The sequence below is a fragment of the Streptomyces sp. NPDC006314 genome (assembly GCF_040613075.1).
Classification (GTDB): Bacteria; Actinomycetota; Actinomycetes; order Streptomycetales; family Streptomycetaceae; genus Streptomyces.
Genome location: NZ_JBEXRL010000020.1, coordinates 113,351 through 136,260 on the forward strand (window position 1 = coordinate 113,351; position 22,910 = coordinate 136,260).

General features: G+C 72.4%; 22 protein-coding genes. 11 read left to right on the forward strand and 11 right to left on the reverse strand.

Features of this window, described 5'->3' with window-relative positions:
• Positions 1-19: 19 nt before the first annotated feature.
• The 8 genes from ABZ079_RS29655 to ABZ079_RS29690 all read right to left on the reverse strand — a co-directional run bounded on the left by ABZ079_RS29655 (position 20) and on the right by ABZ079_RS29690 (position 9,505).
• Positions 20-1,654 carry a class I adenylate-forming enzyme family protein gene (locus ABZ079_RS29655; protein WP_356942496.1) on the reverse strand — a complete coding sequence of 545 codons (1,635 nt, stop codon included), beginning with the start codon at positions 1,652-1,654 and terminating at the stop codon, positions 20-22.
• A gap of 94 nt (positions 1,655-1,748) precedes the next feature.
• On the reverse strand, positions 1,749-2,159 hold the full coding sequence (locus tag ABZ079_RS29660) for an acyl carrier protein (protein WP_356942497.1): 411 nt from the start codon (positions 2,157-2,159) through the stop codon (positions 1,749-1,751).
• A gap of 21 nt (positions 2,160-2,180) precedes the next feature.
• Positions 2,181-3,146, reverse strand: a complete 966-nt coding sequence (gene nudC, locus ABZ079_RS29665) for an NAD(+) diphosphatase (RefSeq protein ID WP_356942498.1) — start codon at positions 3,144-3,146, stop codon at positions 2,181-2,183.
• Complete coding sequence (locus ABZ079_RS29670; RefSeq protein WP_356942499.1) at positions 3,143-4,522, reverse strand: aldehyde dehydrogenase family protein; 1,380 nt, start codon at positions 4,520-4,522, stop codon at positions 3,143-3,145. Before ABZ079_RS29670 ends, nudC begins: the two co-directional genes overlap by 4 nt.
• Before the next feature lie 73 nt (positions 4,523-4,595).
• Positions 4,596-6,233 (reverse strand): amino acid adenylation domain-containing protein, encoded by a 1,638-nt coding sequence (locus ABZ079_RS29675; protein ID WP_356942500.1) that lies wholly within the window; start codon positions 6,231-6,233, stop codon positions 4,596-4,598.
• A 100-nt stretch (positions 6,234-6,333) separates the two neighbouring features.
• Positions 6,334-7,137, reverse strand: coding sequence for a BtpA/SgcQ family protein (locus ABZ079_RS29680; protein ID WP_356942501.1), 804 nt, complete (start codon positions 7,135-7,137; stop codon positions 6,334-6,336).
• Complete coding sequence (locus tag ABZ079_RS29685; protein ID WP_356942502.1) at positions 7,130-8,704, reverse strand: pyridoxal phosphate-dependent aminotransferase; 1,575 nt, start codon at positions 8,702-8,704, stop codon at positions 7,130-7,132. Before ABZ079_RS29685 ends, ABZ079_RS29680 begins: the two co-directional genes overlap by 8 nt.
• Positions 8,705-8,761: 57 nt before the next feature.
• Positions 8,762-9,505, reverse strand: a complete 744-nt coding sequence (locus tag ABZ079_RS29690) for a TauD/TfdA family dioxygenase (protein WP_356942503.1) — start codon at positions 9,503-9,505, stop codon at positions 8,762-8,764.
• Between the two features lie 714 nt (positions 9,506-10,219).
• Between ABZ079_RS29690 and ABZ079_RS29695 the strand changes: the two genes are divergently transcribed.
• From ABZ079_RS29695 to ABZ079_RS29730, 8 genes are all read left to right on the forward strand, one after another.
• Positions 10,220-11,230, forward strand: coding sequence for an aldose epimerase family protein (locus tag ABZ079_RS29695; protein ID WP_356942504.1), 1,011 nt, complete (start codon positions 10,220-10,222; stop codon positions 11,228-11,230).
• 33 nt (positions 11,231-11,263) lie between these two features.
• Positions 11,264-11,803: a GNAT family N-acetyltransferase gene (locus tag ABZ079_RS29700; protein WP_356942505.1), complete on the forward strand. Its 540-nt coding sequence runs from the start codon at positions 11,264-11,266 to the stop codon at positions 11,801-11,803.
• Between the two features lie 56 nt (positions 11,804-11,859).
• Positions 11,860-12,807 (forward strand): LLM class flavin-dependent oxidoreductase, encoded by a 948-nt coding sequence (locus ABZ079_RS29705; protein WP_356942506.1) that lies wholly within the window; start codon positions 11,860-11,862, stop codon positions 12,805-12,807.
• Positions 12,808-12,824: 17 nt separating this feature from the next.
• Positions 12,825-13,922 carry an SIS domain-containing protein gene (locus ABZ079_RS29710; RefSeq protein ID WP_356942507.1) on the forward strand — a complete coding sequence of 366 codons (1,098 nt, stop codon included), beginning with the start codon at positions 12,825-12,827 and terminating at the stop codon, positions 13,920-13,922.
• A 110-nt stretch (positions 13,923-14,032) separates the two neighbouring features.
• Positions 14,033-14,362, forward strand: a complete 330-nt coding sequence (locus ABZ079_RS29715; RefSeq protein WP_356942508.1) for an acyl carrier protein — start codon at positions 14,033-14,035, stop codon at positions 14,360-14,362.
• Between the two features lie 23 nt (positions 14,363-14,385).
• Positions 14,386-15,813: a serine hydrolase domain-containing protein gene (locus ABZ079_RS29720; protein ID WP_356942509.1), complete on the forward strand. Its 1,428-nt coding sequence runs from the start codon at positions 14,386-14,388 to the stop codon at positions 15,811-15,813.
• 418 nt (positions 15,814-16,231) lie between these two features.
• Positions 16,232-17,014, forward strand: a complete 783-nt coding sequence (locus ABZ079_RS29725; RefSeq protein ID WP_356942510.1) for a class I SAM-dependent methyltransferase — start codon at positions 16,232-16,234, stop codon at positions 17,012-17,014.
• A gap of 151 nt (positions 17,015-17,165) precedes the next feature.
• Complete coding sequence (locus ABZ079_RS29730; protein ID WP_356942511.1) at positions 17,166-17,891, forward strand: hypothetical protein; 726 nt, start codon at positions 17,166-17,168, stop codon at positions 17,889-17,891.
• Positions 17,892-17,990: 99 nt separating this feature from the next.
• On the opposite strand, the gene ABZ079_RS29735 is transcribed toward ABZ079_RS29730, so the two are convergent.
• Positions 17,991-18,485 (reverse strand): GNAT family N-acetyltransferase, encoded by a 495-nt coding sequence (locus tag ABZ079_RS29735; RefSeq protein ID WP_356942512.1) that lies wholly within the window; start codon positions 18,483-18,485, stop codon positions 17,991-17,993.
• A gap of 580 nt (positions 18,486-19,065) precedes the next feature.
• On the opposite strand from ABZ079_RS29735, the gene ABZ079_RS29740 reads away from it, so the two are divergent.
• The 3 genes from ABZ079_RS29740 to ABZ079_RS29750 all read left to right on the forward strand — a co-directional run bounded on the left by ABZ079_RS29740 (position 19,066) and on the right by ABZ079_RS29750 (position 21,729).
• Positions 19,066-20,442: a M1 family metallopeptidase gene (locus tag ABZ079_RS29740; RefSeq protein WP_356942513.1), complete on the forward strand. Its 1,377-nt coding sequence runs from the start codon at positions 19,066-19,068 to the stop codon at positions 20,440-20,442.
• A 235-nt stretch (positions 20,443-20,677) separates the two neighbouring features.
• Positions 20,678-21,403, forward strand: coding sequence for a VOC family protein (locus ABZ079_RS29745; protein WP_356942514.1), 726 nt, complete (start codon positions 20,678-20,680; stop codon positions 21,401-21,403).
• A gap of 149 nt (positions 21,404-21,552) precedes the next feature.
• Entirely contained in the window at positions 21,553-21,729 is a 177-nt protein-coding gene (locus ABZ079_RS29750) for a transposase (RefSeq protein WP_356942515.1), read from the forward strand.
• Between the two features lie 122 nt (positions 21,730-21,851).
• On the opposite strand, the gene infA is transcribed toward ABZ079_RS29750, so the two are convergent.
• Positions 21,852-22,076, reverse strand: coding sequence for a translation initiation factor IF-1 (gene infA, locus ABZ079_RS29755; protein ID WP_010981942.1), 225 nt, complete (start codon positions 22,074-22,076; stop codon positions 21,852-21,854).
• Positions 22,073-22,864: a GNAT family N-acetyltransferase gene (locus tag ABZ079_RS29760; protein ID WP_356942516.1), complete on the reverse strand. Its 792-nt coding sequence runs from the start codon at positions 22,862-22,864 to the stop codon at positions 22,073-22,075. Before ABZ079_RS29760 ends, infA begins: the two co-directional genes overlap by 4 nt.
• Positions 22,865-22,910: the final 46 nt, after the last annotated feature.

A 22,910-nucleotide genomic window follows, 5' to 3' on the forward strand; every position in this document is an offset into this window, starting at 1 on the left:
CGCCACGACCGCCGCCCGTTCACGACCGCGGGTCCACGGCGGGCGCGGACTCCTGGACGGCCGATTGGAGGAGCTCTCTGAGCCTGGGCCGGATGACCTTGCCCGTGGCGGTCCTCGGGACGGCGGGCAGCCGCACGAAGCGGGCCGGGAGCACCGCCGGGTCGAAGAACCGACCGAGGTGGTCCAGCAGCATGGCGTCAGTCGTCTCCCGCGGCACGGTCACCGCCGCGACCACCACCTCGCCCAGGAAGCGGTCGGCCGCGGTGGAGCAGGCGGCGTCCCGGACGGGGGGGAAGGAGCGGAGCGCGCGCTCCATCTCCTCGAGCGAGACGGTCTCGCCGCGCACCTTGGCGATGTTCTTGGCGCGCCCGGTGATGACGATGAACCGCAGGCCCGTCTCCGGCTCGACCACCTCGTAACCCAGGTCCTGGGAGTGGAACCAGCCGCCCGCGAACGCCTCCGCGGTCGCCTCCGCGTTCCCCTGGTAGCGCGACATCACGTTGTGCCCGCGCATGCAGATCTCCCCGCTCTCGCCGGGTTCGGCGCGCCGGCCGTCGGCGCGGAGCACGGCCACCTCGTTGCCGTACAAGGCGGTTCCGGCCGAGGGGATGTCGCAGTCCAGCATCAGGGCGCGGTAGGCGCTTTCGGACAGTCCGCGGGGCATGGTGGTGGAGAAGTTGGTCGTCTCGGTCAGCCCGTATCCCTGGAGGATCCGCACGCCCCACTTCTCGTGTACCGCCCGGGCCGTGGACCGGGGCAGCGGCGCGGCAGCCGACACGAAGTAGTCGAACCCGCGCGGGATCCCGGGGGCCCGCCAGGTCTCCAGCAGCGTCTCCAGGATGCTGGGGACCACGCTCGCGATCCGTGGCCGGTAGGAGTTCAGCAGGCCCGGGTACCGGAAGGGATCGAACCGGCTGAGCACGATGCCGTGGGCTCCGGCGGCGAGGACCCCGAAGACGCTGAAGTGCAGCCCGTTGACGTGATGGACGGGCAGGCAGCCCAGAAACCGGTCGCCGGGCCCGAGACCATGGTGCCGGTGCAGCGCCGCGGCGTTGACGGCGCCGTTGTAGTGCGACTGCGCGACCAGTTTGGAGGCTGCCGTCGACCCGGAGGTGCCGAAGTACAGGGCCTCGGCTCCGGGGTCGAGGGTGGGCCCGGTCCAGGTGTCGTCGTCGGGGGGCAGCTCCCGCGGGTCGGGCAGGACCGTCCAGGTCACCGCGGTGTCGGTGGTGGTGCCCGGGCCCCGTAGCAGTGCCTTGGCGCCCAATGCGTCCGCCTGCCGCGTGACGCGCTCGGCCGGATCGGCCGGGTTCAGCGACAGGACGGAGCAGCCGGCGAGCAGCAGGGCGAAGACGGCGGTCACCGACGGCAGGTCGTTCACCGGGGCGAGTGCGAAGACGTCCCCGGGGCGGGCGTCCAGTTCGCGCCCGGCCCACGCCGCCAGGCGGCGGCTGAGCCGGAGCGCGTCGCCGTAGGTGAGGGTCGTCTCGGTCCCGTCCGCGTCGTGGAAGGTGAGGTAGGGGGCTGACCCGTGGCGCTCGGCCCGGTGGGCGAGCAGCTCCGGCATGGTGAGGTGCACGGGCAGCCGGTCGGTGAACGCCCTTCCGTCGTAGGTGTGGGCTCGTCGGTGGTCACGGTCGTGGGTGTCGTGCATGGCATTCCGTCACGGTAGGGGGCGGTGCTCCACAAGGGGCGGGTCGTCAGCGGGGCGGGGCGACAACGGGGTGAGGCGTCAGCGCGGTTGGGCCTCAGCGCGGTGGGGCGGGGGGTGCGCCACCGGTCCGGCGGACGGCGTCGGCGATGCTGCGTACGCTGCCGAACGTCTCGGCGGTGATCGCGTCGGACGGCAGCGAGACGCCCAGCGTCGCTTCCAGGTCCACCAGCAGGCGCACCACGCGCATCGAGTCGAATCCGTGGGCGGTGAGGGACGCGTCGGGCCCGGCGTCGGCCAATGGGGAAGGGTCGGGGGCGTTCCGCAGCACCACCTCGGTCACGGCGGCCAGCAGGTCACCGCCCCGTTTCGGGGACTGCTCGAAGGTCTGCCCGAAGGGCTGGTTCATCACGGTCGTCCTCTCGTCGGAGTCGGCTCGGTCCGCCGCCGCCATCGCGGACGCGAACTGCTGCGTGCGCGCGTAGGCGTGCCGCGCGCGTTCCCTCACGGCGTGGCGGCACGCCGTGTCTCAGTCGATCCACCGAAGGCCCGCGACCTCCGGCCGGGGGGCGAGTCGGCCTCCGTACCACTCCTCGAGCAGCCGCCGGGCGAGGTAGCGCCGATCGGGCAGCGCCACCCGTCCGGTACGGACGGCCTCCGCCAGCGCGTCCCGGGTGAACCAGCGGACCGCCGCGATCTCGCGCCCGTCGGCCCGCGCGGCGGCCGAGTCGGCGCGCGCCCGGTAGCCCAGCATCAGGCTGCCGGGAAATGGGTGCGACTCGGTCTCCACGCAGCGCACCTCGCCGACGGCCACCGCCGCCTCCTCCGCGGCCTCGCGCCGCACCGCGGCCTCCGCCGTCTCCCCGGGCTCGACGTATCCGGCGAAGACCGAGTACTGGTGTGGGGGCCAGCGGGTACGGCTGCCCAGGAGGCACCGGTCCCGCCCGTCGGTGACCAGGACGAGCACGGCGGGGTCGGTGCGCGGGTGGTGCTCGGCACCACACGCTGTGCAGCGTCTCAGGTGACCGCCGAGCTCCGGTGCGGTGCGCCCTCCGCAGCGGCAGCAGCGGCCGTGTGAGCGATGCCAGTTCTCCAGGGCGGTGGCGTGCGCCAGCATGCCGTGGTCCCGGGCGCTCAGCGGATGGGCCACGGTGTCCAGGCACGCGACCCGCGGCGCGCCGGGGGGCGCATCGGGCAGCCGATCGGCGGCGTACGCGAAGTACACCGTGCCCGTCCGGTCGGTGCCCAGGAGGTACCGCTCCCCGCCCGCGGGGCAGTCCCGCGGGCGGACCAGAGCCAGCCGGGAGCCGCCGGTCTCCCGGGTGACGTAGGTCCGCCCGCCGGACAGCGGCAGTACGCGGGTGCCGTCGCACCGCCAGGCGCGGCGGAGCCAGGCGCCGTCCTCCCGCCGGTCGGCGCTTCGGTCCAGCGGCTCCGCGGCCCCGTCTCCGGGGGGCGGGTCCGCGGTGTCGGGCGTTCCGGGCCGGTGGTTCACGAGAGCCTCACAGTGACGGTCTTGGGGCGCTGGTACTCGTTCAGAGCGAGGGTGCTGAGGTCGGTGCCGTGCCCGGATCCGCGGCGCCCCCCGTGGGGCAGCTCGGCGGTCTGCCGCAGGTGGCAGTTGACCCAGACCTCGCCTGCGTCCAGGGCCCCGGCCACCGTGAGCAGCCGGGACGCGTCGCCACCCCAGACGCTGGCGGCCAGCGCCATCGGTGTGCTGTTGGCCAGCGCGACCGCATGCTCCACGGAGTCGGCGCGCTGCACGGTCAGGCAGGGCCCGAAGACCTCCTCCCGCACCGCCGGGTCGTCGTCGTCCAGGTCGGCGAGCACGGTGCCCGGCCTCCAGTACCCCTTCGGCTCGGCCTGCGGGGCCACCGGCGCGGTGTGCAGGAAGGCGGCACCGGAGGAGCTCAGGATGCGGTCGTAGCGGGCCAGTTGGTCGGGGTTGTTCAGCGGGCCGAAGTCGGCGCCGGCCCGCTGGTCGTCCATGGCGTCGGCCAGGCCCTCCACGACCCGGCGGTGATTCTCCCGCAGGGTGATCACCCGCGCCGGTGCCGCACAGCTCTGCCCGGCGTTGTAGACGCACGCGCGGACGATCTCCCGGCAGCTGTCCCCGGGAGCGTCCGGCAGGACCACGACCGGGCAGTTGCCGCCCAGCTCCAGGCTGACCCGGCGGAGCCCGGCCCGGGCGGCCACGTCCACGCCACCCGCCACACTGCCGGTGAAGGCCACCGCGTCCACGGCGCTCCGCACCAGCAAGCGCCCCGTCTCCCGGTCTCCGGTCACGGCCCGCACCACGCCAGGACCGAGGGCCTTCTGGGCGTCGGCCGCGAGCAGCAGGGCCGTGTCGGGGGTGGTGAGCGCGGGCTTGAGCACCACGGAGTTGCCCGCCGCCAGGGCAGGACCCAGCCGCCAGACCGCCATCATGAGCGGGTAGTTCCAGGGCACGATCGCGGCGACCGTTCCCAGCGGCTCCCAGCGCACCCAGCTCTCGTGCCCGGTCAGGTACCGGCCGCCGGCCGGAGCCAGGCCGGTGCGTCCCGCGCCGGCGTAGAAGCGCAGGAGGTCGGTGGCGTTGCGGATCTCCGCGAGGGCCTCCTCCTCCGGCTTGCCGGTCCCCGCCCGCTCCGCGTCGACGTACTTCGCCGCCGTCGCCTCGACGGCGTCCGCCAGGCGCGACAGCCGGTCGCCGCGCTCTCCGGGGGTGAGTGCCGCCCAGTCCGCCTGGGCATGGCGGGCTTCGGCGACGGCCTCGCGGACCTCGTCGTCGCGTGCGGGGACCGTACGGGACCTAGGGGTTCCGTCGCGGGGGTCCCGCAGGGTCACCGGTGAGGGGCGGCCGGAGGTCTCCGGTACGTCGGCAGCAGACATGTGGGGCGTTCCCATGCAGAGAGGAAGCGGAAGGGGGAGGGAAAGGGTGGTGGCGGTCGGGGCACAGCGCGGTTCACCGCTCACCGGCGTACTCCCCGGAGGCGAGCGCTGCCCGGTCGACCTTCCCCGAGGGGGTCAACGGCATGGCCGCGACGATGTCGTAGGCGGAGGGGCGCATCCACTCCGGCAGCCGCCGTGCCGCGTGCGCGCGCACCTCCTCCACGCGCGTGCCCGGCGACGTCCGCAGACACGCCGCCAGCACACCGACCCCGCCCTGGACGCGGGGCACCACCACGCACTCCAGCACACCCGGGCAGTCGGCCAGCGCGGCCTCGACCTCGCCCGGCTCCACACGGTGTCCTCGCACCTTGAGCTGGTGGTCGGCGCGGCCCAGGAACTCCAGTCGGCCGTCCGGTGTCCGGCGGGCGCGGTCCCCGGTGCGGTACATCCGCGAGCCGTCCGCGGCCCAGGGGTCGGCGAGGAAGCGCGCGGCCGTCAGCCGCGGACGGCCCAGGTAACCGCGGGCGAGCGTGGGCCCCGCGACGTACAGTTCGCCCGGTTCACCGGCCGGTACCGGGCGTAACCGCTCGTCCAGCAGGCGGATGCGCTGGCCGGGCAGCGGCGCCCCCAGGTGCGGGGTGTCGCCCTCGATCGGCGCCCAGGTGTTGTCCACGGTGGTCTCGGTGGTCCCGTACACGTTGACGGCGTCCAGCAGACCCGCCGCGGAGTGCTCGGCGAGCGTGCGCCACAGCCGGGGGGACACGGACTCGCCGCCGACCCACAGGCGCAGCCCGGAGCCGGCCGGCAGCGCGGCGGCCAGTCGGCCTGCCACCAGCTCGGCCAGGCCGGGCGTGATGTCCAGGTCGGTGAGACGGGCGCCGGTGACGGCCTCCACCAGTCGCTGGGGCACCCGGCGCGCCAGGTCGTCGACGACCACCACCGTGTCACCACGGCAGACACGGGCCCACTGCTGGACCGAGGCGTCGAAGGAGGGGCTGGCGGACCAGCCGACCCGGGCCGTCCTCGGGCGGATCGCACCGGCCGCCTCTAGACCGGCCAGGAAGTGCGCCAGCGCACCGTGCTCCACCTGTACGCCTTTCGGGCGGCCGGTGGACCCCGAGGTGTAGATGACGTAGGCCACGTGGCCGGGGGTGACCGTCGGCGGGCGGAAGGAGGCACGGGAAGCGGGCGCGGGGCCGTCCGAGGGAAGGCCGTCCAGGGGGATGCCCTCGATGGGCAGGACGGCGGTGCCCGGCGGGAAGAGGCCGTCCGGTGGCCGCGCCGTGCCGGTGCCGGACGTCAGGACCACGGCGGTGCCGCTGTCCGCCACCAGGTAGCGCAGCCGGTCCGCGGGATAGGCCGGGTCCAGCGGCAGGAACGCGCACCCCGCCCGCATGACGCCGAGCGCGGCGGCGACGAAGTCGGCCGAACGCGGCACGCACAGCCCCACGACGCTGTCTGCGAAAACCCCGCGGGCCAGCAGGTGCGCCGTCACGGCCGCGCTGCGCCGCGCCAGTTCCGCGAACGACGTCCGGACACCGCCCTCCTCGACCGCCACCGCGTCGGGCCGTTCCGATGCGGTGGCGAGGAAGAGTTCCGGCAGCAGGGACGGACGGGGCGGCAACCCGTCTCGCGGCGCCCCGGCCCGGCGATCCCCAAGGGGCGTCGCCGGGTGCGGGGCGGGCGGGCCGGTGGGAGACCGATGGGTCATGGCAGGCACCCTTCGTGCGGGAGGCGACCGGGCCGGGCGGGGCGCGGCGCCGGGGTGTGCGGTGCGGGACGGGTCGCCCGCGGCGGACGGAGCGGCGGAGTCACCGGGGGATCTGCCGTACGGCGTCCATGTACTCCTCCACCCGTGCGGCGTCGATCTCGCTGCCCCACCCGTCGCCCTCCAGGCAGCTTCCGACGAACGCCCCGTCGGCGGCGGCCAGCAGACGGGCGGCGTTGCCGTGATGGGTGTGCCCGGCCAGGACGACGGGCAGGTCCGGTGCGGCCGCGCGCACCGAGTCGATCATGCGTAGGGTGGTGTCGTCGTCCGGGTGGCAGAGGGAGACGGCGTCGGCGCCCGCGGACCAGGCGGCCTTCGCCACCTCGGCCGTGGTCTTCCCGCCGCCGAACCACCAGAAGTGCATCGAGTCGATGTCGGCGATGACGCCGATGTCCTCGCCCGCGATGCTCCGGCGGTAGGCCATGACGCGCAGCGGGTCCGGCGTGACCATGCCGTGCGGGGAGAGCGTCTGCCCGACCAGCGCGCCGACGCGCACGAACGAGCCGCCGGTCACCTTCGCCACGCCCAGCGACGCGCTCACGGCGTTGCGCATCATCTGTACGCCGACGTGGAAGTCGCTGCCGGTGGCGCGGACGACGGCATCGGCGACCAGACCCATTGCGGCGGTCCGTGCCGGGTCGGATTCGTCTGCCACGCTGTAGACCCGGTCGACCGTCTGGATCAGGCACCCGTGCGCGCCGCCCCGCTCCAGGGCCAGGGCCGACCGCACGGCGCTGTCCACCGTCTCCTCCAGGGTGCCGTCCCGGTGGAAGGGTGTGCCGGGCAGCGGCCGAAGGTGGACCATGCCGATGACCGTTGTGCCGCCCCGACGCGGGAAGTCAGCCATGGCGCACCACTCCCCTGCCGGTGTAGGCGCCCAGTCGGCTGACGGCGGCGTCGATGTCCTGCCAGCGGCGTGCAGAGGTCAGCCGGACCACTCCGCCGGAGAAGCAGAAGTTGAGGATGCCCGGGTAGGTGGACACCCCCGTCTCGCGGAGCAGGTCGCGGAAGCACCGATAGGAGTCGTCCCAACCGGGCATGGTCACGGCCGTGTTGATCGAGTAGCGGGGCCTGATGGCGGTCGCGAACTCCGACAGGCGCGCGTGCGTGGCGTCACGGAGGAGGAGCAGGCCCCTCTCGCGGGCGTTCCGCTCGGCGGCGTAGTTGTCGTACGCGGCCTGGAGCCGGTCCGTGGTCAGGCCGTAGGAGTCCTCGAACTCGCGCACCTGCTCGGTGCCGACGGCCCGTAGTCCCGTGATGCGCCAGCGCTCCATCCGGGCCAGCACCTCGATGAGGGTGTAGAAGAAGGAGGCCGGACCGCCGAAATGGGTGGAGGCGTACTCGTAGTACTCGGTGATCAGGTCGCTGTCGGCGATGATCCAACCGGCCTTGATGCCGGGTGCCGACCAGTGCTTGGAGAGGCTGGATATCCGTACGACGTTGCGCGCCGCGCGCGCGGTCGACAACCGGTTCGCGGGTCCTAGCCACTCGTGACACTCGTCCAAAAGGATCAAGGTGGTGGGCGGCAGGGCGTTCACCAGCCGGACCAGGTCCGCCTCGTCGACACCGGCGCCGGTCGGGTTCGCGGCCGTCTGCAGGAGCACCAGCGGGGTGTCCGGTGACAGCGCGGCCAGCAGCGGTCCCACGGACATCCGGCCGTCCTGCGCCGCCAGCGGCACCAGACGCGTCCCGGTGCGGCAGGCGATCGACTCCACCAGGGGCGGGTAGTTGGGCGTTGCGCACAGCGCCGGCGCGGAGCGCGGTCCGGAGCGGGAGATGATGAAGTCGGCCATGCTGCTGACCGCCACGGTGCCGCCCATGGTGAGGGCGATGTTGCCCGCCTCGTAGCGGGCGCCGGGGATCCTGGCGCTCTCGTACGCGGCCACCGCTTCCCGCGCCTGCATCCGTCCGCAGGAGTCCGAGTAGCCGTACCAGTCGCGCTCCAGCGCGTAGCGGATGCACTCCTTGAGGACCTCCGGGAGCCCCCACTCCTCCTCGTCCACGGCGCCCCCGGAGAGCATCAGGTGGTCGTCGGACCGGAGGTCGCCGTAAAGGTCGTCGCGGAAGAAGAAGTTGAACAGCTCCTTGATGAACCGCACGGTGGTGCGGGACGCCAGCACCTCCTCCGGGGTGATGCTGCGCCGCACCCTGCTGGCACGCCACCGGTCGGCCATCCAGGGGCGGGCGGCGTGGTCGCCCGATTCGGCGTCCACGCGGCCCAGCCACAGGTCGCGGAGCTCGAAGGGGTCCCGGGGGTCGACCGCCCGGTTGTAGACGTCAAGCGTCCTGTCGTCGACACCGGGCAGGAAAAGCGGGTCTGCGCCGGTCAGGGGACGCGCCGGGGCGGTGTGTGCGACAGCCTCGGCCGGAATGCTGAAACATCGTTTCGGCAGCGGATGGGGGAAGAGTTCCACTGAGGCTCCAGAGTCGTTCGCATGGGGGGTGGGGTGGCACCGGAGCGCGGGCGGGCCCTACCGCTCGAGGAGACGCAGCCGCTTCAGGTGCCGGGGTGTCTCCGGGACGCGACCGTCGCCGGCGGTCCTGCCGTGGAAGTAGCGGTGGTTGTCGATGGCGACGAGCATGCCGCGCCGCCACTCGACCGCGCGGGCCCCGTCGGGTGCGTACATCGCGTACAGCAGGCGGCGCAGGGCCGGCCCGACCTCGTCGGCCTCGTCGTCGCTTCCGTCCAGGAGCCATTCCAGCGACCGGGTGTGGAAGTCGCGGAAGGAGAAGACCGGCGTACCGCGGACGTCCCGCAGCAGCGGGGGCGCGCCCTCGAAGGCACGGTAGCGGACCCGCGCCAGCAGCTCGGCGTCCTGCGGCGACAGGCGCCGCAGGACCTCGGTCATGGGCACGAGAACGGTACGGGCGGACGTGCTGTTCCCCGGTTCGCAGCACATCAACACGATGTAGCGCGGTTGTTCTTCGGGACGGCGGGTGCTGCCCTCGGTGTGCAGGGTCAGGAAGTTGGTGGCGAATGGCTGCAGGGAAGCGTCGGGCGTCTTCCCGGCGGCGGCGACCAGATTCAGCATGATGCCCTGCTCGACATACGGCAGGACCGCTGCGTCGGTCTCCGGCATGGGTTCGCCGACGCGCCTTCCCACCGCGATGAAGTCGGAGGTCGGCAACGGCTCGTCGAGCTGCAGCAGGGCATATCCGTCCGCAGCGAGTCTGTCGCGAAGCAAATCCGCCAGCACGTCGGTACGCGCACCCAAAGGAGGGTGGGTGTTTGGCTGGAGTGTGGTCGCGGCATCCGTCTCGAGTAACTCGCTGCGGAGCCTTAAGTGACCGTCGGTCGCTCTCTCGGCAAAACAGCCACTGCTCAACGCGCACGTCCCCTAACTGGCTTACGGCATAACAGGCGCCACCCTCCATGGCAGCTGAGACGGATGTCAATAGTTGTAGCCGCCAATTGGGGTCAGTTGGCGTGATCCAACTAGGTGGGAGCCGGGAAGACAGGGAAAACCAGAGGGAGTGGGAGATTGCCCGCCTGCTTTTCCGCGCTTCCGGAGAGAGGGTCCAGCAGCGTGGAAACACGCCACCGCGCTTCCCTGCGCGCCGCCGGAACAGGACGCGGACAGGCCCGCGCCGACGGTGGGGAAGCAATGACAGTGAGACATTCTGAAGTGGCCGTGAATAACCCTCCGATCATCGGGTACAAGCTTCCCGTTTGGCCGTTGCCGACCGTCGCCCGACGGATACCGGGACGACACCGCAATGCCCGGGGAAAGGCCTTCCGGATCTTCGGGGAATGCGGTAGCGTCGCCGTCGCATCTCGATCGGCCAAGGGTGCGTCAGCACACCTGGGGGCCATGCGCCCAGGGCGGCGCACGATGCGTCGGAATCCACGCGTCGATGTGCGGGAGAGTGCCGGATCCTCTCCCGCCGGTTCATCGCGCAGTTCTGCGACAGTCGCATGTGGGGGACTCTTGTACATACACCGCGAGTTCGTGGGCCTGACGGCGGGGAACGCGCGCCGGCCCGCCGTTCCGGTGGACGCCTACACACTCGGCAACGGCAATGGGGCGGACATCGTCGTCTGGACCTACGGGGCGACGCTCGTGGAGGTCAGGGTCCCCGACCGCGACGGCCGCCCCGACAACGTCGTCCATCGGTTACCGACCCTGGCCGACTACGAGGACAGGGACACGAACGCCTACGTGGGAGCCACGGTCGGCCGGTTCTGCCGCAACGTCGCCCACGGCACGTTCACCCTGGACGGGGCCCGGTACACCCTGGACCGCAACGGGGGGCCGCACCACCTCCACGGGGGCACCCACGGATTCGACCAGTTGGTGTGGCGGGAGACCGGAACCGAGCGCGCCGACGACCACGTCACCCTCACCCTGGCGCTGGACAGCCCCGACGGGGACCAGGGCTACCCCGGTGACCTGCACGTCGAGACCGTCTACCGGCTCGATCGCGAGGCAACCCTGACCATCGGGTTCCGGGCGACCACCACCGCACCCACGCTCGTCGGGCTGACCAACCACACCTTCTGGAACCTCGCCGGCGCCGGGACGCGGCGGACCGCGGACCACCACCACCTGGCCGTCAACGCCACCCGGGCCCTGCGGTTCGACGGGGACCAGGTGCCGCTGCCCGGACCGCCCTCCCCCATCACGGGCACCCCGCTCCACCTCACCGGGACCGATCCGCTCGGCGACCTGCGCGTGGACAACTTCTACGTGCTCGACGACCCGCGGTCCTGGGCCGCTGAACTCCACGACCCGGCATCCGGGCGCCGCCTGCGCCTCTCCACGGACCAGAGCGGCATGGGCGTCTACACCGGCGACGGCCTGAACCCGCCGCGAGCCGGGGTGTGCCTCCAGCCGGGCGCGTGGCCCGACGCCCCCAACCGCCCGGACTTCCCCTCCGCACGGCTCGACCCCGGCGGGACCTACACCGCCACCACGCGGTACGCCTTCTCCGTCCGCTGACCCGCGGGCCACCCTCGGCAGCGAGCACCCCCCATGGACACGAACGGCTCCCACATGACCCCCCACCCCGCATCGGCCCTCACCTGGGAACGGGCCGACAGCGCCGAGGACGTCCACGCCCTGCTGCGTGCCTCGGACGCCCACACCGCAGAGCGGTCCGGCCTGCCGGTCCCCGAACGCCGCCTGGACAGCAGCCGCCGGCTCGTCGCCGAGCGCGCCGTCCACCTGCTGCGCCACGCGGCCGAGCCGGTCGCGATGTTCACCCTCACCCCCCACCCTCCGTTCAACCGGAGCCTCGACGTCTTCCCGCCGGCCGGCGCGCCCCTCTACCTGCGGCGTCTCGCCGTCCACCCCGACTGGTCCCGGCGCGACCCCACCCTGGGACTGCGCTGCGTACGCAGGGCCTGCGAGACCGCGCGCGCCGCCGGTGCCGACGCGCTCCGCGCGGAGGCCAACCCCGACCTGCGCGACAGCGTGGCCCTACTCATCGGCCTCGGCTTCGTCCAGCACGGCCCCGTCGAGACGGAGGGCTGGATGCGGCGCGTCTACCTCCAGCGGCCGCTCGACCGGTGAACGCACCCGACCCGGTGCGCACCGCCCGGGACACCCGGCACGGAAAGCATGGAGAAATGCGGTTACACGACGACACCGTCCGCTGCGGGGTCCATTCAGGACAGCAGTACCAGACCTTCGAGGAAGTACTCCACCTGTGGCAACGCGCGGAGGAGGCGGGCTACGACTGGGTCTCCGTCTTCGACCACCTCCGCCCCCACCTCTTCGGGCCCGACGGCCCCTGCCTGGAGGGCCCCACGCTTCTGGCGGCCCTCGCCGCACGCACCAGCCGCGTGCGGTGCGCGATCCTGGTGTCCGCCGTCGCCTGGCGCCACCCCGCCCACCTCGCCAACATCGCCTCGACGATCGACCACGTCTCCGGCGGCCGGGTCGAACTCGGCCTGGGCGCAGGCGGCTTCGACCTCGCCCACGCCCAGTACGGCATGCCCTTCCCGCCGACCGCCGAGCGAATGCGGCGGCTGGACGAGGCGTGCCACGTGATCAGGCTCCTGTGGGAGCGGCCCGTGGCCGACTTCGAGGGCACCCACTACCGGCTCCGCCACGCCAACCTGCGGCCCCGGCCGATGCAGCCCAGACTGCCGCTGACCATCGGCGGCTCCGGAGAGCGGCACACGCTCCGCGTCGCGGCCGCCCACGCTGACACCTGGAACACCCTGCTCACCGAACCCGGCGCCTACGCGCGCAAGCGGGAGGTGCTCGCCGGCCACGCCCAGGACCTGGGCCGCGACCCGGCCGCGATCCGCGGGTCGCTGACCTTCCGGGCCGTGCTGGGCGACGACCGCCGCGAGGTGGCGGAGCGCAGACGACAGATCGCCGCCACCGTCCCCGACGACCTGCCCGAGTACGCGGTCTTCGGCACGCCGGAGGAGTGCGTGGAACGGCTGGTGCCCTACCTGCGCCTGGGTGTACGGGACTTCCTCCTCGGCCTCCGGCCGCCCCTGGACTTCCGCACCCTCGACCTCTTCGCCGAACGCGTGGCCCCCGTGCTGCGCACGCACCTCTGACAGGTTCAAGGACCCCCATGTACTCCACCGGCACCATGTTGCGGCAGTCCGCCGCGCTCGCCGCCGACATCGAGCGCCTGACCGGCCCGGTGGCCGCCTCGGCGGGCGCGGCGCTGGTCGCCGTCCCCGGCGCCTCCCTGCGGGAGGTCGTCCTCGTCGGCAGCGGGGACTCCCACCACGCGGGCCTTGCCGCCCAGTTGGCCTTCGAACGTCTCGCCGGGATCCCCTGCACGGCACTGAGCACCCAGCAGTTCCTCGACTACGGCATGCTCGGCCCCGCCCGGCAGGACCCCGCCACGCTGGTCGTCGCGGTGTCCGCCTCCGGCAGCAGTCCCCGGCTGGTGACCGCCGCGCAGCGGGCCCGCGCCCGCGGACTGCCCACCCTGGCCGTCACCGGGCGGGAGGGCAGCACCCTGGGCAGCGCGGCGACGGCCGAGGTGGTGGCCGCGCTCGGCCTCACCGAGCGCAGCCCCGGCATCCGCACCTACCAGGCCAGCCTGCTGGCCCTGCTGCTGCTCGCCGTGCGACTCGGCGGCGCCCGCCACGCCCTCCCCGGCAGCGGCCCGGCGCCCGGGGAGGACGGCCTGGTGGCTGAGGTCACCGCCACGGCGGACGCCGTCCGGGACACTGTCCGCGCCGCCGACGCGCCGTGCCGGGAACTGGCGGAGCGGCTGACGGAGACCGGACGGCCATGGGCCCCCCTGGTGATCGCGGGCACCGGCCCGGCCCGGGGCACGGCGCTGTACGCGGCGGCCAAAGTGGTCGAGGCCGCCGGACTGTCCGCCTACGCCCAGGACACGGAGGAGTACTGGCACATCGAGCGTTTCGCCGACCCCGCCGACGCCCCGCTCGTCGTCCTCGCGCCCCCGGGCCCCGGCCACGCGCGGGCCGTGGAACTCGCCGCGACGGCGAGCGGGCGCGGGCGGCGCGTGGTCGCGGTGGCCGGGCGGGACGACACCGAGCTGACCCACACCGCCTGGCACACCGTGCCGCTCGCCGGGACAGCGCGGGAGGAGTGGTCACCGCTGGTCGGCCACGTCTTCGCCGGCCTCCTCGGGGCCCGGCTCGCCGAGCGCCTGGGCCGCACCCCCTTCTCCGGCGGAGCCCCCCGGTGACGGTCGGCCGCATGCGGCACGGCACCGCACGGCGCATCCCACCGCGGCAGGACCACCGCGGACCACGGCCCCCCGCAGGGGGCACGGCCACCACAGCGAAGGAGACCGGCATGACCGACGACCGCACCGCGCCGCCGCGGACGGCACAGCGACCCGGCCTGGTCCGGGCCGTCGTCACCCAGGAGTGGATCGAGGCACTGGGCCTGCCACCGGACCGGGAACCCCGCGGGGACGAGGACTTCTTCGAGGCCGGCGGCAACTCGATGCAGGCCATCGTCATGCTCGACCGGATCGGAACCCGGCTCGCCGTGGACCCGTCGGTCGAAGCCCTCTACCTCGACGGCACCCTCGACGCCCTCGTCGAGCACTGCCGCGGCGCTGTCGAGGGCGGCCCCCCTACAGCGGTCGCCGACGGCGGACGGGAGCCCGGGCAGCGATGACCCGGTCACCAGAAGGGCAGCAGATGCGCGCACTTTCCGTCCCGGGAGGCCCCGCTCCCGGCGTCGACCGCCTCGCAGAGGACCTCGCCGCGCTCCGGTCGGCCTGGCGGGTGCCAGGCGTCGGCGTCACCGTCGTGCACGGCGACGAGGCCGCGGTGCTCGTGGACGGGGCACGCGAGGTGATGACCGGCGCCCCGCTCACCCCCCGCACCCTCTTCCCCCTGGGATCGCTCACCAAGAGCCTCATCGCCGCCCTGATCGCCGGGCTCGTCGACCGGGGGGCGACCGGGTGGGAGACCCGGCACCTGACGGCCGTGCTGCCGCACGGCGCCCCGCCGGACGGGTACACCCTCACCCAGTTGCTCACTCACGCCTCCGGACTGCCCACCTACGACATGCTGCTGGCCGGCTGCGCCGACACCTCCCCCGGCGAAGCGGCCCGCGGCCGCCTGCCGCACCTCGTCACCGTCCACCCGCCCGGAGGCGCCCGGTTCTCCTACAGCGACCTGGCCTATCTGATGGCCTGCCACGTCGCCGAAGAGACCGCCGGCCGGCCCTGGCACCGGCTCACCGCCGACTTCCTGGCCGATCTCGCGGGCCGCGGTACTCAGCCCGGCCCGGCCGAGGACGTCGCGCACGCCTGCGAGCCCGGCCCGGAGCAGGGGTTCACCGACACCGGCCCGCCCCGGCTGCCCGGACTCTCCGCCGCGATCTCCGGTGTCTGGGCGAGCGCCGAGGACATGGTCACGCTGCTCCGCTTCCACCTGTACGGGGACGGCAGGCGCGGACGGCTGCTCGACCACCGCTCCCTGGAACACCTCCGCATCCCGCGCACGCCCGCTCCCACGACCTCCGCCAACCACCCGGCGTGCGTCACGGCCGAAGGGTACGGCCACGGCTGGCTGGTCGGCCGTTACCAGGGCGACCGCGTCCTGGTTCACAGCAGCAGTGTCGGCGCGCTGCGCGGCATGACGGTGGTACTGCCGGAACGGCAAGTGGCCGTCAACGTCTTCTGCAACAGCGGTGTGCGCCACTCGCCGGGTCGCCTCCACTGCTGCTTCCGCTGCGCCGTTGCCTTCTCCCTCGTCGACGCCCTCTCCGGCGGGCAGAACGACCTGGCGTGCCGACTGCCCGCAGGGGAGCCCGAGCGGATGGCCGGACCCGCGCCGGGGCAGCCGGCGGACCCGCGCACCCTGCCAGGGCTGGTGGGGGCCTACCACCACCCCGGATTCGGCTCGGTGCGCCTGGTACCGGATGCGCACGGCACCGGTGCGCTGTTCCGGTACGGGCCGGTGGAGGGCCCGGTGCGGCGGGACGCGCGGGGCACTCTGTTCACCACGTGCCCGGCGGTGCCCGGCCCCGTCGCGATCAGCCAGGTGGGCACCGACCGCGTCGTCGTCCGGATGGAGCGCGCGGTCCCGGCCTTCGAGTTCACCCGGACGGCGGACTGATGGTGCCAGGGGGGAGCACCGCGCCACCGCCCGCCGCACCCGCACCCGCACCCGCACCCGCACCCGCACCCGCACCCGGCCGGGGACGCCTCCGGCGCGGCGCCCGGCACGAATCCGTGGACGCGCCCACCGGGCCGGCCGCCGGATCCGTCGTGCGGCCACCGCCCCGTCCACCGCCTCCGCGGCGGACCCCGCCAGGGCACCGGCCCACCGCGCCGCCACCGCCCCCCGGCTCCTCCCGGCCGGGGACGCGGCACCGGGCGACGTGCCGGGGCACCTCCGCGCGTCGCTGCCCCGCCGCGCCGCGCCGACTCCCGGACCGTGCGGACTCCCACGGGGCGCACCCCGCGCCCCCCGTTCGAACGCCGCTTCCCACCAAACCCCGCACGCGCTGCGTGCACTGGAAAGGTGCCTTGCGATGACGTACTACACGCGTGAGTTCTCCGACTTCTTCGAGCACTACTTCACCGGCTGGGTCCGGCACTACTCGCCGAGGCTCGCGGCGTTCCTCCGGCAGTCCGCCCCGGACGCCCGGTCCGTCCTCGACCTGTGCTGCGGCACGGGCATCACCGCGGAGGTGCTGTGCGGCGAGGGGTGGTCGGTCACCGGGGTGGACCGCTCCCCGGGCATGCTGGATGTCGCCCGGCGCAGGCTGGGGGACCTTATCGAGGCGGGCCGGGTCCGGCTGTCGGAGCAGGACGCGCGGGACTTCTCCCTCGCGGGGCCGGTGGACGCCGCCGTCTGCCTGGACGGCGCCCTCAACCACCTCGACGTACCCGGGGACCTGGAGCTCTGCTTCGCCCGCGTCGGCGAGGCCCTGGCGCCGGGCGGCCAGTTCGTGTTCGACGTCTTCGAGACATCGCACTTCCGCCACTGGGACAACCTCACGCTCACCGACGACGCCGACGCCGTGATAGCCAAGCGGGGGGTGTGGGACACGGACTCCGGCACCGGCATGCTGCGGGTCTCCGGCGTCCTGGAGCAGGACGGCCGGTTGCAGCGGGTCAACCAGACCCTGCGCAGCCGGTACTTCGGACCGCAGGACATCGCGGCCGCCTGCAAGAGCGCGGGGCTCGTCCCGGCCGAACACGACATCGAGGCGTCCTACGCCATGTGCGAGTCGGGGTCCTGCTCCAGGACGTCCACGCCGTGCCGCACCATCTACCGCGCACTCAAGCCCGAGGCCGGTCACATCCCGTGACCCGGCCGCCTCCCGGGGCGCCCCGTCCGGCTCCGGAGTGCCGCGGCCTCACCCGAGCGGGGCCTTGGCACGAGCCATCCCCACCGCCTTGCAGGACCGAGCCGGAACCGGACCGGCGCCGAACGGTTCACGGCAGAAGGAGAGTTTCCCCATGACCGACTTCATCAAGTTCACCCCCGACGACGAGAACGAGGTCCATGACGTGGTGGACTTCGACGACCCCGGGCGGTGCCATGTCACCCCCGTCGTCCGGCTGTCAGCCGAAACCGCCCTCGCCGTGACCGACGCCCTCAGCGGTGTTGTGCGCGCCGCCCACCGGACACCGTCTGCCACCCGCCAGGACGGCGACGGCATCCAGCGCGCCCAGACCTTCGAAGAAGGGGACGTCTACATGCTCGACGCCCCCTTCGACGGGTTCTTCGCCGACCGCTACCTGATGGACTTCTACGACGTCGTCGACCGGGACATCTGCTCCCGCATGCACCTGCACACCGGGTTGCGGTTCGTGCGCATGATGACTGGGCCCGGGACCCGCATCCGGGTGTCCAGCCTCTCGCCCATCGACGTGACCTACATCGACGGGGTGACGCCGTTCCTGCCCGAGATGTTCGAGGACGACCTCCCCGACGTACCCGAGGGCGTCAGCCGCACCCGCTACAACCTGGTCGTCCCCGAGAACGCCTGGGCCGACATGCAGATACCCCGCGGTGTCAGCCACCAGTTCAACGCGCACGGACCCCACGCCGTGATCGACTCCGTCCACCCCGAGGAGTCCATCGAGACGTTCCGCGAGCGCATGAGCGGCTACAAGATGATGGCCCAGACCGTGTTCCTGGCCAAGGAACAGCCCGCCTCCGAAGCCTGCAAGCTCGACTGACCGGGCAGGACCGGCGAGTTCCGTGAGGTGGGGCGGCGCCCGGCCCCGGCCGGGGGCCGCCGCCGGCCCCTGCCGCACCGTCTCGGCTGGCGGCGGGGTTCAGCCGGCGTGGAGCCGCTTCACCAACAGGCGCTCCTGCTGTCCGTCGGGCATCTGGTCACCGAGCTGCCCGGTGTCCCCGAAACCGTGGCGCCGGTACAGCGCGACCGCGTGCACGTTGCCAGGGGTGACCGCGAGCCGCACGACCTCCGCGCCTCTCCGTACCGCCCAGTGCACGACGGCGCGGACGAGGTGATCCCCCACGCCCTGCCCCCGGGCCTCCTCAGCGACCCACAGGGAGATCAGGTCGACGGCGCCGTCCCGCGGCTCCAGGACACCGCTGACCATCCCCACCGGCCTCCCCCCGAGCTCGGCGAGCACGTGGTACGAGTCCGGGATACTCAGCCGGGCGCGCCACCGCTCCTCCCGGTCGCCGTCCCCCTGCCAGTCCGCGAGCGCGGACGCGAAGGCGTACGGCGCGTCGGCCAGTGCCACCAGCCTGAGCTCGCGCCACCTGACCCAGTCGTCCGGTGTCAGTACCCGCAACTCGATCACGCAACGAGGCTGCCCCACAGAGGCCACCCGCGGCAACCGCCTTACAGGAGGAGAACCGCGGGTTCCCCAAGGAACCCGGCCTGCTGGGTTCCTTGCGTGATCTCCCGGGGCGTATCGGCTCCGTGTCCCGCCGGTCTCGTCGCGGAGCCGGGCGGTGGTCTCGTCGTGGTGGGCGAGCCTCCGAACCCAGGCCGACGCCACGCGGGCACGGACCCGCCGGTGCTCGGCGTTGTCCTCCTCCTGCCCACGCAGGAGCGGCCGCCCGGCGGCGTCCACAAGGCACTGGTGTGATGCACCGATCTCCGTCCAAGCGGAGTGAGCTCCGTTGATCGGAGCGGCGGGTCGACTTCCCCGTGCAGGAGCCGAAGGCCGGTGGTCAGTGCGGCTCGGGCTCATCATTGATCATGGCTCACGAGCGGAAATCCGTCAGCGGAGTCACGTGCAGAAGTTTTACCGGTTCTGAAGCAACCAGGAGCCAGCGAAGGGTTTCTGACGTCTCGGTTCCTTGATTGACGGGAGACACGCGATGAAACCTTTTACAGCGAAGGGTTGGGCTCCGGCTACGGCACTGCTCCTGGCCATGACGACCTCCTGCACCGGCTCCGCGCCGGGGAGCGGTGCCGCCACGGTCGCGAAGCCCGGAACAGTGGGAGTGGGTGACCGGCTGTTCCCAGCGCTCGGTAACGGTGGCTACGACGTGGTGCATTACGGGCTGACGCTGGATTACGTACCGGAGACCAACCGGCTGAAGGGCAGGGCCGTCATCACGGCGCGGGCCACCCAGGACCTGAGCCGCTTCGACCTCGATCTGTCGGGGCTGCGGGTACGTACCGCCACGGTGCGAGGAGCGAAGGCCCAAGTCGCCCGCAAGGACAACGAGGTGCTCGTGACACCGGCGAAGACGGTGAGGGTCGGTGAGGTCTTCAAGACGGTCGTCACCTACGACGGCATCCCACGCACGCTCAAGGGCGACGACGGAGGCCTGGAAGGCTGGATCGAGACGGATGACGGCTCGACGGCCCTGGGGGAGCCTACCGGCTCCATGACCTGGTTCCCGGGCAACCATCACCCGTCGGACAAGGCCACGTACGACATCACGGTCACCGTGCCCAAGGACGAGGATGGCGACCCCTACGACGTGGTCAGCAACGGCACGCTGATCACGGAGGAGGACAAGGGTGAGACGGTGACCCGGCACTGGCGCACCGAGGAGCCCATGGCCAGTTACCTCGCCCACATCTCCGTCGGCTACTTCGAGATCCACAAGGGCTGGACGGAAGACGACCTGCCCGTCTATGTCGCCATCGACCCCGACGAGTCCGACGCCGCCGCCGACGTCCCCGATGTGGTGCCTGAGATCGTCGACTGGGCAAGCGAACGCTTCGGTCCCTACCCCTTCTCCTCGACCGGTGCCATCGTCGATCACCTGCCCGGGCTCGACTACGCCCTGGAGACCCAGACCAAGCCCTACTTCGACGAGGCACCGGACGAGGCGCTGCTCGTGCACGAGTTGGCGCACCAGTGGTTCGGCAACTCCGTCACCCCGCGCCAGTGGAAGGACATGTGGCTCAGCGAGGGCCAGGCCACCTACGCGGAGTGGCTCTGGGAGGAGGGGCACGGCGGCAGGAGCACCGGCGAGATCTTCAAGGACTTCTACGAGGGCACGGATGACGAGAGCAAGGGCATCTGGGCCTTCCCGCCGGCCGATCCGCCGAGCGCAGGGCGCGTTTCCGACCCGCCCGTCTACGGACGCGGCGCCATGGTCGTGCACAAGGTGCGCGAGACCGTCGGCGACAGGACCTTCTTCGACATTCTCCGCACCTGGACCCGACAGCACCGGCACGGCAACGCCGACACCCGGCAGTTCATCGCCCTGTGCGAGGACAAGTCCAGGAAGGACCTGACCGAACTCTTCGACACCTGGCTTTTCAACGAGAAGAAGCCGTCCCGGATGTGATGAGGCGATTGAACGAGAGCGATCCGTCGCGGGAAGGGCTCTCCGCACGGGGAGAAGCCCCGCTCTTGCAGTGAAGATCCCAGTCACGGGGGCCCCGGGCATCGCTCTGCGTGGGGGGCGGGGCTTCCCCGCGACGGAAACTCGGATGCGGGTGACGCATGGCGACCCCTAGGCTGCGCCCGCGGGGAGGGCGAGGCGCAGTATCGACCGTCAGTGGATCGGAGAGGCACGGGGTATGCCCAGTCAACTGTTCGCGATCTGCTTCAATGCCACCCGGCCGTCGAGCCTAGCGCGGTTCTGGTCCGGGGTCCTCGGCTGGGAGCCGGCCGACGGTCCGGACGGCGACGTCGCGATCCTGCCCCCTGACAACGCCGGGTTCCGCATTCGTTTCCTGCCGACCCAGGAGCCGAAGACCGGCCAGAACCGGGCGCACTTCGACCTGACGAGCACCTCCCCGGAGGATCAGCGGCAGACGGTGGCCAGAGCACTGGAGCTCGGCGGGAAACACATCGATGTGGGCCAACTCCCGGCAGAGCGGCATGTGGTGCTCGCCGATCCAGAGGGCAACGAGTTCTGCGTCATCGAAGCGGGCAACACATTCCTCGCCGACACCGGCTTCATCGGAGCGCTGGCCTGCGACGGTACGCAGGAGGTCGGTTACTTCTGGAGCGAGGCGCTGCGGTGGCCGCTGGTCTGGGATCAGAACCAGGAGACCGCGATCCAGTCGCCGAACGGCGGTACGAAGATCACGTGGGGTGGTCCTCCGGTGGCCCCGAAGACGGGCACGAACAGGCTGTACTTCGAGCTGGCGCTCCCCGCCGACGCCGACTGGGAGGCGGAGATCAACCGCCTGATCTCGCTCGGCGCGGCGACGCGCACCGACACCGGCGAGGGCGACGGCGGCCGGGCGCTGATGCTCGACCCCGACGGCAACGAGTTCTCCGTACAGAGGCTCCGGTAGCGGGGGTTGTCGTCGGGTGGGCTGTCTTTCATAGGCGTTCGCCTATGAGCTGGTGACACGATCTTGTCGAACGGCCCTGTTCGGCCCTGTTCGGCCGTGTCCGGTGTGACGATTCGACCGTGCGCGATGGTGTGACTACACGGCCGCGGATGGTGGACGATGACCTGTGGACGCTGATCGCGCCGCTGCTGCCGCTCTGGCCCGAGAGGGCTCCTGGCCCGCGGCCGGTGCCGGACCGGCTGTGCCTGCGGGGCGTCCTGTACGTGCTGCACAACGACATCCCTGGCAACTGCTGCCTCTGGAACCGGCGTTCGGCTCGGACCTGACCTGCTGGCGGCGAGTGGAGCGGTGACAGCCGCGGCCGTGCTAGCCGTCGTCGGGGCCCCGGTCACGGAAACGCCGTGACCGGGGCCCCAGGATCAGCTACCGCGGAAGGTGCCGACCGCCGCTAGTTCCGGTACCGGAACACGATCCGGCCGCGCGTCAGGTCGTACGGCGGGAGCTCCACCAGCACCCGGTCCTCCAGCATGATCTTGATGTAGTTCTTGCGGATCTTCCCGCTGATGTGCGCGAGCACCTGGTGGCCGTTCTCGAGCTCCACGGTGAACATGGCGCTGCGCAGGCACTCGACGACCTTGCCCTCGACTTCGATGACGTTCTTGTTCTTCGTCATCGCACCAACTCCAGGTTGCTGCTCATCGGCCGGGCGCCGATGCCCTCGAACAGCGCCGAGGCTGCTTGGTGGGACTCGTGGACTTCGGTCCAGGCCGCGGCGAATCCGGAGCGGTGCAGCGTCCGCAGCGCGTGGGCCAGCAGCGCCCGAGCGATGCCGCGGCGCTGCTCGCCGGCCCGGACCGCGACCAGCCCGATGCGCGGCCGGTTCACCGTCACCACCCGGATCAGACCCAGGTAGCGGTCCGGCGCCGCGGCCACCGCGTACTTCGACGGGTCGACGATGGTGTCGCCTTCGGGGCGCGGAATTACCTCCGCGGGCATCGACTGCCACCCGACGGTCGCCTCGACTTCGTCACGGATCGCGCGGTCCACCACCCGCAGCAGACTCTCCTCCGCCTGGCCGGCGGGCACGATCGTCACGCCCGAAGGCGGCAGGACTGCTTCGAGCCCTGTGACCTGCGGGTCGGTCGGCACCATGTACTCCCACTCGCGGCGCCGGATCGTGAAACCGGCCCGCCGCCAGCCGGCCGTCAGCTCGACGTCGGCTTCGTCGACCACCGTGTACAGCGGCGCTGGCAGCTCCGTCAGCATCACCTCGGCGAGCCGGTCGAAGGTGGCGTCGCACCAGGCATCGATGCTGACGAACAAGCGTCCGTCGGGCCGGCGTTCCGCATACCCGCGGCCGACCACCAGGTCGTCATCCAGTGCATGCCATTGCCTGTCCGCGACGCGCGTGATCATCACCGCGTCCTCGCTCAGGCCAGATGTGAAAGGCTTCGTATTCATCGGAGTCTCCTTCCAGGAGTGCCTCGTTCTCAGGCGCTCCTGGCGA

Coding starts and splice junctions, on each gene's coding strand:
- ABZ079_RS29655 (WP_356942496.1), bottom strand. CDS start 1,654: ATGCACGACACCCACGACCGTGACCACCGACGAGCCCACACCTACGAC.
- ABZ079_RS29670 (WP_356942499.1), bottom strand. CDS start 4,522: ATGTCTGCTGCCGACGTACCGGAGACCTCCGGCCGCCCCTCACCGGTG.
- ABZ079_RS29675 (WP_356942500.1), bottom strand. CDS start 6,233: ATGACCCATCGGTCTCCCACCGGCCCGCCCGCCCCGCACCCGGCGACG.
- ABZ079_RS29680 (WP_356942501.1), bottom strand. CDS start 7,137: ATGGCTGACTTCCCGCGTCGGGGCGGCACAACGGTCATCGGCATGGTC.
- ABZ079_RS29700 (WP_356942505.1), top strand. CDS start 11,264: ATGGACACGAACGGCTCCCACATGACCCCCCACCCCGCATCGGCCCTC.
- ABZ079_RS29705 (WP_356942506.1), top strand. CDS start 11,860: ATGCGGTTACACGACGACACCGTCCGCTGCGGGGTCCATTCAGGACAG.
- ABZ079_RS29710 (WP_356942507.1), top strand. CDS start 12,825: ATGTACTCCACCGGCACCATGTTGCGGCAGTCCGCCGCGCTCGCCGCC.
- ABZ079_RS29715 (WP_356942508.1), top strand. CDS start 14,033: ATGACCGACGACCGCACCGCGCCGCCGCGGACGGCACAGCGACCCGGC.
- ABZ079_RS29720 (WP_356942509.1), top strand. CDS start 14,386: ATGCGCGCACTTTCCGTCCCGGGAGGCCCCGCTCCCGGCGTCGACCGC.
- ABZ079_RS29725 (WP_356942510.1), top strand. CDS start 16,232: ATGACGTACTACACGCGTGAGTTCTCCGACTTCTTCGAGCACTACTTC.
- ABZ079_RS29730 (WP_356942511.1), top strand. CDS start 17,166: ATGACCGACTTCATCAAGTTCACCCCCGACGACGAGAACGAGGTCCAT.
- ABZ079_RS29740 (WP_356942513.1), top strand. CDS start 19,066: ATGACGACCTCCTGCACCGGCTCCGCGCCGGGGAGCGGTGCCGCCACG.
- ABZ079_RS29745 (WP_356942514.1), top strand. CDS start 20,678: ATGCCCAGTCAACTGTTCGCGATCTGCTTCAATGCCACCCGGCCGTCG.
- ABZ079_RS29750 (WP_356942515.1), top strand. CDS start 21,553: ATGGTGGACGATGACCTGTGGACGCTGATCGCGCCGCTGCTGCCGCTC.
- infA (WP_010981942.1), bottom strand. CDS start 22,076: ATGACGAAGAACAAGAACGTCATCGAAGTCGAGGGCAAGGTCGTCGAG.
- ABZ079_RS29760 (WP_356942516.1), bottom strand. CDS start 22,864: ATGAATACGAAGCCTTTCACATCTGGCCTGAGCGAGGACGCGGTGATG.